The organism is Paenibacillus sp. 32O-W (genome assembly GCF_007679495.1).
Lineage (GTDB): Bacteria > Bacillota > Bacilli > Paenibacillales > NBRC-103111 > Paenibacillus_L > Paenibacillus_L residui.
On sequence record NZ_VEGP01000013.1, the window covers coordinates 1 to 14,624 of the forward strand.

General features: G+C 47.5%; 10 protein-coding genes. 8 read left to right on the plus strand and 2 right to left on the minus strand.

Features of this window, described 5'->3' with window-relative positions; genetic code table 11:
• The first annotated feature begins 323 nt into the window (after positions 1-323).
• The 4 genes from FS806_RS26620 (at position 324) to FS806_RS07395 (ending at position 5,787) form a co-directional block, all read left to right on the plus strand.
• The gene (locus tag FS806_RS26620) at positions 324-947 is read left to right on the plus strand and encodes a ComEA family DNA-binding protein (protein WP_144934030.1); all 624 of its coding nucleotides are present in this window, start codon (positions 324-326) and stop codon (positions 945-947) included.
• 126 nt (positions 948-1,073) lie between these two features.
• Entirely contained in the window at positions 1,074-2,366 is a 1,293-nt protein-coding gene (locus FS806_RS07385; protein WP_144934032.1) for a homocysteine synthase, read from the plus strand.
• A gap of 9 nt (positions 2,367-2,375) precedes the next feature.
• Positions 2,376-2,888 carry a deoxycytidylate deaminase gene (locus FS806_RS07390; RefSeq protein ID WP_144934034.1) on the plus strand — a complete coding sequence of 171 codons (513 nt, stop codon included), beginning with the start codon at positions 2,376-2,378 and terminating at the stop codon, positions 2,886-2,888.
• A 319-nt stretch (positions 2,889-3,207) separates the two neighbouring features.
• Entirely contained in the window at positions 3,208-5,787 is a 2,580-nt protein-coding gene (locus FS806_RS07395) for a DNA internalization-related competence protein ComEC/Rec2 (protein ID WP_260982025.1), read from the plus strand.
• A 37-nt stretch (positions 5,788-5,824) separates the two neighbouring features.
• Here the strand turns inward: FS806_RS07395 and FS806_RS07400 are convergent, their stop codons facing one another.
• The gene (locus FS806_RS07400) at positions 5,825-6,553 is read right to left on the minus strand and encodes a stalk domain-containing protein (protein ID WP_144934038.1); all 729 of its coding nucleotides are present in this window, start codon (positions 6,551-6,553) and stop codon (positions 5,825-5,827) included.
• Positions 6,554-7,278: 725 nt separating this feature from the next.
• Here FS806_RS07400 and FS806_RS07405 point away from each other — a divergent pair.
• Positions 7,279-7,611, plus strand: a complete 333-nt coding sequence (locus FS806_RS07405; RefSeq protein WP_144934040.1) for an HD domain-containing protein — start codon at positions 7,279-7,281, stop codon at positions 7,609-7,611.
• A gap of 520 nt (positions 7,612-8,131) precedes the next feature.
• Here the strand turns inward: FS806_RS07405 and FS806_RS07410 are convergent.
• Positions 8,132-10,408, minus strand: a complete 2,277-nt coding sequence (locus FS806_RS07410; RefSeq protein WP_144934042.1) for a helix-turn-helix domain-containing protein — start codon at positions 10,406-10,408, stop codon at positions 8,132-8,134.
• Between the two features lie 469 nt (positions 10,409-10,877).
• Between FS806_RS07410 and FS806_RS07415 the strand changes: the two genes are divergently transcribed.
• The 3 genes from FS806_RS07415 (at position 10,878) to FS806_RS07425 (ending at position 14,587) form a co-directional block, all read left to right on the plus strand.
• Positions 10,878-11,816, plus strand: coding sequence for an ABC transporter permease (locus FS806_RS07415; protein WP_144934183.1), 939 nt, complete (start codon positions 10,878-10,880; stop codon positions 11,814-11,816).
• A gap of 12 nt (positions 11,817-11,828) precedes the next feature.
• A complete protein-coding gene (locus tag FS806_RS07420; RefSeq protein WP_144934044.1) occupies positions 11,829-12,710 on the plus strand; it encodes a carbohydrate ABC transporter permease in 882 nt (293 codons plus the stop codon).
• 245 nt (positions 12,711-12,955) lie between these two features.
• Entirely contained in the window at positions 12,956-14,587 is a 1,632-nt protein-coding gene (locus tag FS806_RS07425) for a type 2 periplasmic-binding domain-containing protein (RefSeq protein WP_144934046.1), read from the plus strand.
• The last annotated feature ends 37 nt before the right edge of the window (positions 14,588-14,624 follow it).

The following is a 14,624-nucleotide window of genomic DNA, read 5'->3' on the forward strand; positions in this document are numbered from 1 at the left end:
TGTTTGGGGGTGAAACAATAGAAGACCCTAGCTAGGAAGCTAGAGTCTGCAACGGAATGTGAATTCCGAGAAGCTTAGATTGAGGAATGGAGGGGAATTTGATACGGTTTGGGCGGAGAAATCGTAGCCGGGGATTGTCTTTTTATCCAAGCGTGATATAATAATAGATAAATGGAAATGTGCGGAAGAACCGCCCTGATGGATCTTGCTTTAAGCAGGATCCCAGGGCGGTTTTTGCATTTTCGCAGCATGTATCCAATCTTGCGAAGGGCTTGTCATTCAGCGGGCAAGTCTGATTTACAGTACTGGAGGTAGCGATAACTATGGACAGATGGTTCGGAACGAAAGGGATCTGGTTTTTTTCATTGATGCCCGTTGCCTTGCTTGGATTTTTATTGTTTACGAGATTGTATGATGCCGGGGAATGGGAACCCTTCAGCTCAGTCAATGATGAAGTGAAGTCTTTGCTGGCCTCGGATTGGGCGGGTTCTGCAGATGAAGGCCAATCGTTGAACTCGGGCGGAGAAGGAGGCAGCCAAGCTCCGAATCCCTCTGCCGCCCCGGATACTACAGGCAAGCCTGACGGGATGACGAGCGATTCTGATTCGCAGGTGGCAGCCGTTGAAGATTCTAATGGAACCTCAGCTGCTCAAGCTCCGAATGCGGGTAACCCGCCCCCTAATGATGTAAATCCGGGGTCTACGCATCAGCCATCGGCGGTTTCCGCGGACTCGTCCTTGATTGATATCAACACGGCTTCCGTTACGGAGTTAACGGCTTTGCCGGGAATAGGTCCGAGCAAGGCTAACGCTATCGTAACGTACCGCCAGCAGAACCAAGGGTTTAAATCCATTAACGATCTTATGGAAGTGAAAGGGATCGGACAGAAAACCTTCGAGAAGCTGAAAGATCTGATTACGGTGAGCCCTTATCCCGGCGCCTCTTGATGGAGCCATTATCCTTCCGCCCGGCCTAACATTTATAAAGAAGGATTTGTAGGGAAATCTCTTTTATTTTTGTATAAATTGTGAGAATATAGGATTAGGCTACTAAAAAGGGAGGAATTCATTGAAATGTCAGAAGAACGTCAATTAGCACTGGAAACTTTGGCGATTCACGCCGGTCAGGAGATCGATCCGACAACACTGTCCAGGGCTGTACCGCTTTATCAAACGACATCCTACGGTTTCCGCGATACCGATCATGCGGCTGATTTGTTTGCCCTTAAGGAATTCGGCAACATTTATACCCGCCTCATGAATCCGACTACGGACGTGTTCGAGAAGCGTGTGGCCGCTTTGGAGGGCGGAGTGGGCGCTTTGGCGACAGCCTCCGGTCAGGCCGCCATTACTTACGCCATTCTTAATATTGCCGGCTCCGGCGATGAAATCGTATCCTCATCCAGTTTGTATGGCGGAACTTATAATCTGTTTTCGACAACGTTATCTAAAATCGGAATTGACGTCAAATTCGTGGATTCTTCCGATCCCGAAAATTTCCGCAAGGCCATCACTCCCAAGACTAAGGCGGTGTTTGCCGAATCGATCGGGAATCCGAAGGGCGACATTCTGGATATAGAAGCCGTTGCCAAAATCGCGCACGAGAACGGGATTCCTCTTATTGTCGACAATACGTTCCCGAGCCCTTACTTGCTGCGTCCGATTGAGCATGGAGCCGATATCGTGGTTCATTCCGCGACCAAGTTCATCGGCGGACACGGAACATCCATCGGAGGCGTTATCGTGGACGGCGGCAAGTTTGATTGGAAAGCGAGCGGCAAATTCCCGGGATTGGTTGAACCGGATCCGAGCTACCACGGTGTAATTTATACGGACGCGGTTGGCCCGATGGCTTATATTATCAAGGCCCGTGTTCAATTGCTGCGTGATATGGGAGCCGCCATTTCTCCATTTAACTCGTTCCTGCTGCTGCAAGGACTGGAGACCCTCCACTTGCGGATGGAGCGTCACAGCAGCAACGCACTTGAAGTTGCCAAATATTTGGAGGCGCATCCGTCTGTTGAATGGGTCAACTATCCCGGGCTGCCAAGCCACCCCTCCTATTCGCTGGCACAGAAATATTTGCCGAAGGGTCAGGGAGCGATTATGACCTTCGGGATCAAGGGAGGACTGGAAGCCGGACGCAAGGTGATCAACCATGTCAAGCTGTTTTCCCATCTGGCGAATGTTGGAGATTCGAAGTCGCTGATTATTCATCCGGCAAGCACAACTCACCAGCAGCTTTCTGAGGAAGAGCAGCGTTCGGCCGGTGTAGCTCCCGGAATGATTCGGCTTTCGATCGGTACAGAAGCGATTGCCGATATTCTGCATGATTTGGAACAAGCGATCCAGGCCAGCCAGAAGTAGGAGCAGACGATGAGCACTCGTAAAGATTGGGATACCTACTTCATGGATATTGCTTACATGGCCTCTACTCGATCCCAGTGTCCCCGCCGGCACGTTGGAGCTGTGCTTGTTCAAGGCAAGAAGCTGTTGGGGACGGCTTACAACGGTGCACCGATGGGAGTACCGGATTGCTCGGAAGCGGGCTGTATGCTTGTTGAGGAGTATGAGATGACTAACGTTGACGGCGAAGAGCGGATGGTCAAGAAGCAAAGATGTATTCGGACGATTCACGCCGAACAGAATTTGCTGCTCTTCACCGATCGGACGGACCGTGAAGGCTCTACGGTTTATGTTACCGATCAGCCCTGCTGGACGTGTTCCAACATGCTCGCGAATAGCGGGATTAAGGAAATTGTCTATCACCGTCCCTATCCTAAGGACGCAGATAAAGTAATGGAATTAATGCAAGCAAGGGGAATTGTAATCCGCACTCTGGAACGTTATGAGCCTCCCGCGGATACCGTTATGAACGTTACAGATTGACGAATCTGTCGGCCTACGATTTAGTTGTGCCGGACCTGCGGATGTTAAGAAGCCGTTCAGAATGAATTCCTATAAAAGTATATAAATGAGGAAGAACCTCTTTTATCGCGCTAAGCGAAGAGAGGTTCTTCTTTTTTGATAATTTTATAAGTTCCGGGGCTCCCCGCAAAGTATTGTATAAACCTTTATCGAAGTAAAGTCATGAAGAGCGACCGCGTTTAGAGGAAGGTTTAGACGCCGACTCCGTTGGAGTGGGGACGGAATACGCTTCGAAGGTCACATGTCACTTTGTGGGGTTATGAAAGGGGGGAGCATTTTGGTGCAGTTGGTATACAGCAGACCGCTGCTTACCGTTGCTTGTCTTTGGGTCATTGGTGGAGCGGCCGCCCTTCAGCTTGAGCATATAGGCATTCCATTAATAGCCGCCTTGTTGGCGGCAGCGTTAACCGCAAGTTTGTGGCTGCTCAAAATACCGGCGCGCAAACCGCTTTCCCTGATCCTGGTGCTGTTTACTTCCTTCAGTTATATTCAATGGTACGATGAGCGGAACCATTCCTCCTTGGGAGAAGAATGGGCAGATGCGGAAGTGAATATATCCGGCCAAATTATTTCTCCTGTGACCGTTGACGGTGACCGCGCCTCCTTCACGGTTAAGGTTCGGGAAATATCCCCTTTATCTCCGCTTAATTCGCAGGAGGCTTCGGATACGTTAAGTCCAATGCCGCACCTTCGGGAGAAAATGCAGGTATCGATTCGGCTCGTGAAGCCATCGGAGCAGGTTATAGCCTCTCAATGGAGCAGAGGGGATGAAATCAAGCTGGCCGGAAAGCTGCTTCTGCCGTCAGGAGCAAGAAATTTCGGCGGCTTTGATTACCGCAGTTATATGCGGTTTCAGCATATTCATTGGCAGATAACGGAGAAGGGGACGGAACGGATAGTTGTAACGGATAGCAAGCATTGGGACGTCATGACGGTTCTCCGCTGGAACGATCAGTTCCGGGCCCGTCTGGCCGGTGTATTGGACGGGCTATTTCCGGACAAGCAAGCCGGTTATATGAAAGGGATGCTGGTCGGGCTTCGCGAGGATCTGGATCCGGAACAATTCCAGCAATTTTCCCAGCTTGGGCTGACTCATATTTTGGCTATATCAGGACTGCATGTGGCCGTTTTTACGGGCGCAATACTAACGGTTCTTGGCTGGCTCCGACTAACCAGAGAGACGAAGCTGCTGATCGCGATTCTTCTGCTTCCTTTCTATATTGTTGTGACCGGTTCGGCCCCCTCCGTCGTTCGGGCAGGCATTATGGCTATGATAGCGCTATACGCCGCGAGAGCAAACAAACTTAAAGACGGACTCAGCTTGATCAGTCTGGTCGGACTTCTGATGATCGTTTGGAACCCTTATTATCTGGTCAATGTCAGCTTTCAGCTTTCTTTTCTGGTGACGATCGGGCTTATTGTCGGCGTTCCTCGGTTAAATGCCTTTCTTCCTAACCGCTACCCTGCCTTGAGCGGAACGCTCTCGGTGACTTTGGTGGCACAAGCGGCTTCTTTCCCGCTCTCGGTTTACTATTTTAATCAATTTTCGCTTATATCCTGGCTGGCTAATTTTATTGTTGTTCCGGTTGTCAGCATGGCAGTCATCCCTTTAGGATTTGTCTCTCTCGTCATCGGTTCTTTGTGGAGCTCGATTGGCCAATGGCCTGCATGGGTAGCGGCACGGATTAATGAACTGTGCTTTCAACTGGTCGATTGGCTGGACGGCTGGAGGTCGTTTCATCTTATTTGGCCCTCCCCATCTATTGGGTGGATGCTGGCGTATTATGGGCTATGGGCAGCGATAGTGGTCCAGGCCAACCGGATTCGGCAAAGGAAGAAGGAAGAGAATGGGCCGATGCTAACCGTCGAGCCGGGGACCTCCGAAATATCTCACAGGCGCAGACTTTATGCGCTTTGCGCTGTTCTGCTTCTCCTCCTTTTATACGGTTATAGCCCCGATTTTTGGAAGAGGGAAGGGGTCATTCAATTTCTGGATGTTGGCCAGGGGGATTCGATCCTTATTCGTACACCGGAACACAGGCATATCCTGATCGATGGAGGGGGGACGATGCGATTTTCCAAGCCGGGAGAAGAATGGAAGCAAAGATCGCGGCCTTACGAGGTCGGAGAGAGGTTGGTTGTGCCGCTTCTTAAACAAAGAGGAGTTCATCGCCTGGATTGGCTGATCATTTCTCATGCGGATACGGATCATATCGGCGGGCTGCAGGCGGTCATTGAGCAAATCCCCGTGGACCGTCTGTTGTTTAACGGGAGCTTGAAGGATAATGAAGGCACCCGTAAATTATTCCAAACGGCATTGGATAAAAATATTCCCATGCATGCGGCGGAAGCCGGGCAGAACATTCCGCTGGACCGATATTCAGCGCTGTATCTTCTCTATCCTGACCATAAGAAGGATGAGGGGGTTAGTTATTCCGCAGAGCAAAATGAACATTCCGTCGTGTTTATGCTGGACATGTATCAAGCGAGGGTATTGTTTACCGGGGATGTTGAGAAGCTGGGGGAATATGACATTCTGCATTCGCTGAAGGAGAGCCGTCTCGGCCCCCATAGCGGAATAGACGGGGCTGCCCTGGAGGAGAGATTGAGGCCTGTCGATGTGCTGAAGGTGGCGCACCACGGCAGCAAAACATCCACTACCGAGCAGTGGCTCGATTATTGGCAGCCTCGCCATGCGGTCATTTCCGCCGGGGTCAATAACCCGTATAGGCACCCTTCCCCGGTAGTGGTGGACCGACTGGAGAGCCGCGGCGTAAATCTGTTTCGAACCGACCTGCAAGGGGAGGTGCAAATGATCATCCGCAAGCAAGGCTACCGCTTCCGGACGATGCTGCAGTAAACGAATGAGTGCCGATGGGAATGAAAGGAACAATGTGTTATTTTATCGTAATAGGGATTGAAGTATCTATCACTTTCTTCATGCCGTTAGAGCTAAAGCTTGCTTTGACGCCAATCTCATAGTTTCCGGGACTTAATGATTCGGGAGCGGGGGATTTTTCCAAAAAGGTTCTGTAGTCTTTTAGCCCGCTTTTATCGTAGTTGAACGCCGAGACTAATCCGGAAGGAAAGCTCTTTTTATATTTTTGATTGGGTGTAATAGATTCAGTGGTATTCGAATCCAAGGTTGCCATTTCCCGGTAATTTCCAACTTCATCTTTGATATAGTAGACAATTAGAGGGTTGGCATGTTGAACTTCTATTGTTGTACTTCCCGAATAAATAAGCTCTGCCCATATATTTATGGCTTCATTACGAGTGTATTCTTTTTTTTGCGAGGCAAGAGATAGAGAGAAAGATCCTTCTTGTTTAACCGAGTTTAATTCAGAGAAGCGATTTTGATCTTCGGCATATTTTATGGATATTTGATTCAATTGCCCATCATAGCTTATTTCTCCGCCCATGTTTTCTACGATGTACCGAATGGGGACATAAGCATGGCCATTATAGTTCAATATAGTGTAATCATTACCGAGAACTTTGTTTTGGCCATTAAATTCGATCTTAACCGGAAATAAGAGTGCTTGAACATAATCAGAAGCATAAGCAACTGATGCTCCTAGAGAAACAACCCCGGCACAAGCGATACCGATCCAAAATTTTTTCATGGAAATCCTCCTCCCTCAATAAAATTATTTTTTAATTATCAAAATTCTATCTAGGGCTAGCTGAAAGTAACTATACTCGAACGGGCAATAAAAGCACAAAGCTTAGCAAAAGGTAATTTCTCTTTAGTCTTACGACACAACCTATGATATTCGATTGACTGTAAAATTAAGGTTCATTTAACCGCAGCGTGGCCCCTGGAATGATTATTTTCTTCTAAAGATTACTTTAGTAAGGCGGATACATTGTAATTTGTTCTCTGTTAGAAATAGAAAAAATTCAATCGTTCAAGGCGTACTTATTGACTCCGTCCAGTTTTAATCAGGATCAACTTCCGTTTCATCTTACCGGTTGGTTCAACGAATGAGATGCAATCCTTTTCCATATAGCTCTCCTCTACGGCCCGGTTCAGCAAGCCTCATTTATATAGACTCCATTAAACTTAATAATGTTTCGGTGCTTTTTTAGAACTATCTTTATTAAGTCTAAGATCTGCTGCCTTGCTGGAACTACTTTTATAATTGATGCATGCTGATATTATTGCAAGGTTACAGTCTAGGGTGGAATTATGATGGCATCTTATTTGTTATAATCTTTCTGAGAAACAAGTGTCCCTTTGAAGGAAATGTGTGCGAGAAAAATGAAGAAGAAATTTAACAGATGGCTTGATATCACAATACATTAAAGTGTGGTAAAAAATGAAAAAAAGGCTAATTGGAAATAAGGAGTGAGTCCAATCAAAAGTAACATTCCCTTTATTCAAATCCCCTTGCCGGAATGGTTTGAGCCGGTAGTGCGGACTGTTTGGGATAAAATGAAGCGCGATTCCACAGGACATGATTTTTTCCATGCGGTTCGGGTAATGGAACTGGCAGTGGAGATGTCGGACGAGCTGGCTGCGGATCGTGAAATCGCGATGACCGCAGGATTGCTGCATGATTATTATCGTGAGGAGGAGAAGGAAAGCGGCCTGCTATTCATGCGAAACTCCTGCACGGTTTTGGTTTTAACGGAACCAGATGACCTTAATCGCTCCAAAAGGGCCTTTCGGTCATTTTAACGGAACCAGATGACCTTATTCCCTAGAAATGCTCGCGAAAGTAGGATAATTCTATGAAATAAGCGCGTCTGGTTCCGTTAGTTTAAAAAAACGGCCTATTTTGACGAAATAGGGTCTCCCAGTTCCGTTACATTTTCGCTGTTGGACTTTTCACTAGTACAACATCCTGTTGTAATACCATTCCCACAATGAATCGACAGCCTTGGTTTTCCCGTTAGTTTTCGTTTTTCGCTCAAATAGGGCAAACTAGCTGCATGAAAGAGGCTGTCGATTTAATGTGGACACATTTTATTAATTACAAAATCGCCTCTAAATCGCCCTCTTATACGGATTTTTAATGCAGGTAAATCTCTTGTCGAAAAGAAAATCGATCTGAGGGCATTTGAGAAGCAAGTTAGAAAACTGTCCACAGTTAATAGACAGCCTCTGAAATCCAGTTAGCTATCCTGCTTCCTATCAGAAAGGCATCAGGCGGATGCTCCGGCAATAAAATTTCAACCGCCTAACGCATATAATCAGTTCAATCCATAGAGGACGCATCCAGGTCCTCCGAGAGCAAGGCTTGATTTTTCCGGAACTCCGTGGGGGAGGTTCCCGTCCATTTTTTGAACATCCGGTTGAAGGAAGTGACATTGCGATAGCCGATTTGCTGGCTGATTTCCGTTACGGTTAACGCCGTACTCGCCAGCAGCTCCTTGGCCTTCTGCATCCGGATGCCGTTCATATGATCAATGAAATTGATCCCGGTCTTCTCTTTAATATAAACCGATAGATAGGCGCTGGACATGTTCAGCTTGTCGGCGAGCATATCCAGGGAAATGTCTTCGCTGTACTTCGTGGACAGCCACTCCATAATATAGTCGATAATCGGATCTTGCTGCTCTTTCTTCGATTGGACAATCGAGGCTACCGCAGATATAAATTGGCGGAAATACTCCTTATATTCTTCGAGAGTATGGCAATCCCTCGGCTTGGATAAGAAATGGTCCAAATCCTCCGTCTTGTCGGAATCGAGATGATAGGTATCCAGGATCAGCAATGTCTTGGCCGCGATGCTTTCAGCCAATTGGCTGTACTGATGCACTGCCGCCTGTTTCTTGAACATCGTGTCGAGCATTCGGTTAATGATGGCCAGACAAGCGCTTTCGTTGCCTTCCTGCAGGTGATTGTACAGCTCCTGCTCCTGAGAGGGCGTCAGAACGAACGGTCGGCTCGGCGGCTTCGGTTCGTACAGCAATTGGGTTTCATCCAACAGCTCCGCTTGTCTGACCAAGGTCAGCACCTCTTGATAGGCCTCGTTGAACTGGGAGGTGCGGTCATAAGTGGAGCTGACGGCGATGAACGCGAAGCAGTAGGTTTTGTCCCTGTCGAGAATCTGCTTAAGCAGCTCCAGCATTTCCCTCAGTTCCTCGGGCTTGTGCTTCCCGCTTAACACGGTCAGGATCTGATCCTTCTCGATTTGGAACGTATGAGATCCCGGCAGGCGCTTGGACATCATTAACCGGATATGCTCCTGAATATAGTTGGCCGCTTTGTCCGGCTTCATATCGCTCTCCGCAAAAGATGCAGAACGGAAGACCAATTGATAGAGGACGATCGTAAATTCCTCTTCAGCGGCCATAAATTCCTTCCACTCATTTAAATCCGAATTAATCATTTTCAGCTTGTTGATATAGTTGTAACTCGTCAAGAAGGACTGGTTATGAACGAGTTCATTCTCGATTACTTCCTTCTCCTTGATCAAATCGTGCACCTTTTGATTAATGAATGCGAATTCCTGGATGCTGCTCTGCAGCTTGTCCGGATTCCGTTCCATAATGGACGATATGATTTGTTTGACCGGAGAATTGATCTTTTTGCTCAGGAAGAACGAGACGACCATTCCGATTGCGACCGATACAGCCAGCATCAAAGCCAGCACGAAGTTCAGCTTGCGCACCTGTGCCGCAATGTTCGAATAGGGGACGACGGACAGGAACGTCAGCTTGGTCCCCTCGTCCTGTTCTTTAAAATAATAATATTGGTCCGCCAGCTTGTAATCTGTGATGTCCGCCGCGGACGGCATTGATTCGGGCACCGTGCCGGACGAGCTGTAGATCACGTCCTCTTCTTCGTTCAATATAATGAAATGGGCGTTTTTATGCTCGCCATGGAACGCCTGAAGAAGTTTCTCTACTTCTATTAAAGCGACGATTTGATAATTGCTTCCCGGAATTAATAAAGAAAGCGGAATCATCTCACGGGTGCCGGAATCGTTCGAAGAGTGAATTCGGAATTCCGAAGCGGGATAGATTTTATAATTTTCCTGCCGGTCAAATTGCTGCAGCCAGAACGAATACGGATATCGGCTGCTGGCATAGAAGCTCGAGAAGAGCTCCTCGGCATCGCTGCTGCCTTCTTTCTCAATGGCGTACCCGTTGGAATGAAAGAAGATGATAATATTATCCAAATAATGAAGCGGATTATAGACATCGGACCGCAAGCTTTTCATAATATCGCCCGTGAGCAAATAATTGATCTCCAGTTCATTTTTGGTCAGTAGCTGGCGGTTGAAGGCAGCAAGCTTGTCATTATGATAAAGGTCAAATAAGAGCGTTTTCAAACGGGAGAAGTGAACTCCGTACCGTTCTGCCGCGTTTTGCAGAATCAACTGGTTGTATTGAATAATTTCCTTCTGGATGGTCGTTCTGAAAAAGGTGAAAGAAAGCAAGTTAAAAGAAGACAGCAGAATGATAACGATTAGAAAGCTGAAGAAGATTTTAACAAATAAAGAATTTTTTCTCTGTAACCACAACAACGGAATGGTCCCCCTTCATCGATAACCGAAACATACATTTAATCTGTTTTGCTATTCTTTCGGGTCGCGGTCAGCGCCCGTTTTTTTGTTTTTAAACTTTTTCAGTCCTTCCCGGCTCCCCGCAAGTACTATATTATCCTTTTTCGAAGCAAATCAAGAAGAGCGACCGCGATAATAGGATGGTTTACACGCTGCCCTGTTAATGGCCGGTATCGTTCAGGGTGAGCATGGAATAAGCTTCGAACGGTATGCGTCATTTGTGGGGCTATTTGCTGTTTTTTCGCGTAAAATGGCGGAGTTTAGCCGTTTTTTATAACCCTGCCTTTCCATTGGAATCTAAAAAAAATCAAGGAATCTAATAAAGTGTAAATTCAATTTTAACCCTGTTTCACTTATGATCGGGCTTATCGGCAGCTCCGCAAAACTACGAAAGCAGGTGAATCGCAATTTGGAACAAGCATCACTACGAATGAACACGACCAACCGTACCAAAAAATCATTCGCTTCACAAGTCCTAAAAAATTTAAGAAGAAACTGGAGCTTATATGTTTTATTTCTGCCCGTCATCATTTATTTTGCCGTTTTCCAGTATTTCCCGATGTACGGCGTGCAGATTGCTTTCAAAGATTTTATCGCGACTAAAGGAATTTGGGGGAGTCCTTGGGTAGGTTTCAAGCATTTTGAGCGTTTCTTTGACAGCTATTACTTCTGGCGGTTGATCAAGAACACCTTGGGAATCGGATTGTACGAGCTGGCTGTCGGTTTTCCCGTGCCGATCCTTCTGGCCTTAATGATTAATGAGGTTCGGTCGAAAACTTATCGGAGGTTCGTGCAAACGGTTACGTATGCTCCACACTTTCTATCAACCGTCGTCATAGTCGGAATGGTTCTTATTTTCCTGTCTCCGCAAAGCGGGCTCGTTAACCAAATAATTAAAGCGTTCGGCGGAGATCCGATTTCCTTTATGACCCAGCCGGGCTGGTTTAAGACGATTTATGTGTTTTCCGGCGTATGGCAGCATATGGGCTGGAGCTCGATTATTTATCTGGCCGCATTGTCGGGGATCGATCCGCAATTGCATGAAGCGGCCCGGGTGGACGGCGCCAGTCGGCTGCAGAGAATATGGCACATCAATATTCCGGGAATTATGCCCACCATCGTGATTTTGCTCATTCTGAACATGGGTTCCGTCCTCAGCGTCGGCTTCGAGAAGGTCTTCTTGATGCAGAACGACTTGAATATGCCGGCATCCGACGTTATATCGACGCATGTTTACCGCAGCGGTATTCTCGGAGCGCAGTACAGCTTCTCGGCAGCGGTCGGATTGTTCAATTCCGTTATCAATTTCATAATGCTGATTACAGTCAACTTCATTGCCCGGAAGGTCAATGAGACGAGTCTTTGGTAGGGAGGCAGCCAGATGGTAGAGACAACACAGGACCGGATATTTAACATCATTAATTATTCTCTTCTCATTATTATATCGATCATTGTCCTTTATCCTCTTTTCTTTGTCGTAATCGCTTCTATCAGCAGCCCGGGAGCCGTTATGCGGGGAGAAGTATGGCTATGGCCCAAGGATCTGACCTGGGTAGGCTACAAGCGCGTGTTCGCGAACAAGGAAATCCTGATGGGGTATTGGAACACCATTCTCTACACCGTCATTGGAACCGCCATCAATTTGGTGATGACGGTCGCGGCGGCATATCCTTTGTCCCGCAAAGACTTTATGCTGCGCAATACGTTCACGGCCATGATCGTCTTCACGATGTTCTTCAGCGGAGGAATGATTCCTACTTACCTGCTGATCAAAAACCTGGGCATGCTCAACTCCTTCTGGGTTATGGTTATTCCCGGAGCCGTCTCGGTTTGGAACATTCTGATCATGAGAACGTTTTTCCAGAACGGGATTCCTTACGAGATGCAGGAGGCGGCTTCCATTGACGGATGCACAAACATGCAGATTCTGACGCGCATCGTTCTGCCCTTGTCTATGCCGATCATAGCGGTCATGATTCTGTTCTACAGCGTCGGACACTGGAATTCGTATTTCACGGCTTTGATCTACTTGACCGATCGCGCCAAATATCCGCTGCAGCTCTTCCTCCGGGAGATTCTGGTACAGGGGCAGATGCAGGAAATGCTCGATATCAGTGCGGATTCGTTATCCAACAGCCTGATGGATGCGGAGGCGATCAAATACGCGATTGTTATTGTGGCCAATCTTCCGATTCTGCTGCTGTATCCTTTCTTGCAGAAGTATTTTGTCAAAGGAGTTATGATTGGGGCCATTAAAGGCTGACCCGGATTGGGCTTTCCGTAAAGTGCCGTATAAAACTTATTCGAAGCCAAGCCAAGAGGAGCGAGCGCGCTTAGAGGAAAGCTGGACGCCGACCTTATCAGGATGCAGACGAATGCTCTTCGAAGGCCATACGTCACTTTGCGGGATTATTCATAGATCACCGGCGCTAGGGCTGGCAAGGATGCGAGGCTTTAATGCCGGGGATACAACCCAAGATTCAAACATAAAAAAGGGAGGAAACTAACATGAACAAATGGAGTAAATGGACTTCAGTAGCGCTGACCGCGTCTCTCGGCGCCGGCTTATTGTCAGGCTGTGGAGGCAATGATAACGGCGGGAACGCCGGAAATAAAGGTGCAGAGGGAGGCGCGGAAGTCGCCAATCTGAACAAAACGGGCTTTCCCATTGTCAATGAGCCCATTGAGCTGACGTTCTTTACCGGTAAATCGGCCACTAACGGCAATAAGTTTGAAGAGACGCTCGTATGGAGCGAATATGAGAAAATGTCCAATATGAAAATCAAATTCGACCTGATCCCGTTTGACAGCCTGACGGAAAAGAGAAATCTGATCCTGGCCGGCGGAGATTATCCCGATGCTTTCTATTCCGCCCGGTTAGGCTCGGCCGATTTGATGAGGTACGGTCAGCAAGGGGTTTTCATTAAATTGAATGACCTGATCGACGAATATGCTCCGAATTTCAAGAAGCTGCTGGACACCTATCCGGATCTGAGGAAAGGACTGACGATGCCGGACGGCAACATTTATTCCTTCCCGTCCTTCTACGACCCGGATTTTCTGCCGATGCTGATTGGAACTCCGCTGTGGATCAAGCAGGAGTGGCTGGAAAAATTAAATATGTCCGAGCCGCAAACGACCGAGGAGTTCTATCAATACTTGAAGGCCGTTAAGGAAACGGATTTAAACGGTAACGGACAAGCGGATGAAATTCCATTCAGCGGTGCGGGTATCGGGCCTTTGCTCGATCATCTCAAAGGGGCCTGGGGCCTGGGGAATCGCGGTTTAGGCCATAAATTTGTGGATGTCGATCCGGAAACGAATGAGCTCCGGTTCATCAAGACGGATCCGAAGTACAAGGAATTGCTGGAATATGTGAATAAGCTTTATCAGGAAGGGCTGATTGACAGTGAAATTTTCACTATCAAGTCAAGCAATCTGTATGCCAAAGGGGGAGAAGGGACATTCGGCTCCACCATTATGCCCAATCCGAAAACATTAATGAACCAGGACGGTTATGTCGGACTGGGTGCTCTTAAAGGGCCGCATGGAGACCAGATGTACACTCATATTAAAGTCCCTATGGTTCATATCGGAGCTTTTGCCATTACCGATAAGAACAAGCATCCGGAAGCAACGGTCCGCTGGATGGATCATTTCTTCGGCGAAGAAGGAGCCCGATTCTACTTCATGGGACAGAAGGATGTCACTTATAAAGAGACGGCCGATGGCAAGCTGGAGTACGTTGACGAGATTACAAACAATCCGAATGGCCTGACCTATGACCAGGCGCTGGCGAAATATTTTACCTGGCTGGGCGGCAGCTATCCCGGATATGTCAAGGAGCAATATTTCAAAGGTTCGGAAACCCTTCCCGAATCCATAGCCACTGGCGAGAAAGCCGAGCCTCACAGAGTGCCGGAGATTTGGAACAACTTCAACTATACGGAGGAAGAAACCGAATTCATGTCTTCGATCGGTAAGGATATCACTTCCTACGTCAATGAAGCGGAAGCGAAATTCATCAACGGTTCCATGCCATTCAGTGAATGGGATAACTATGTCAAGACCGTTGAGAAGATGGGGCTGGAAGAATACATGCGAGTGTACAAACAAGCCTACGAAAGATACAATAAATAAACAGACATCCGTTGAAAGACAGCAATCGGGGAGGACG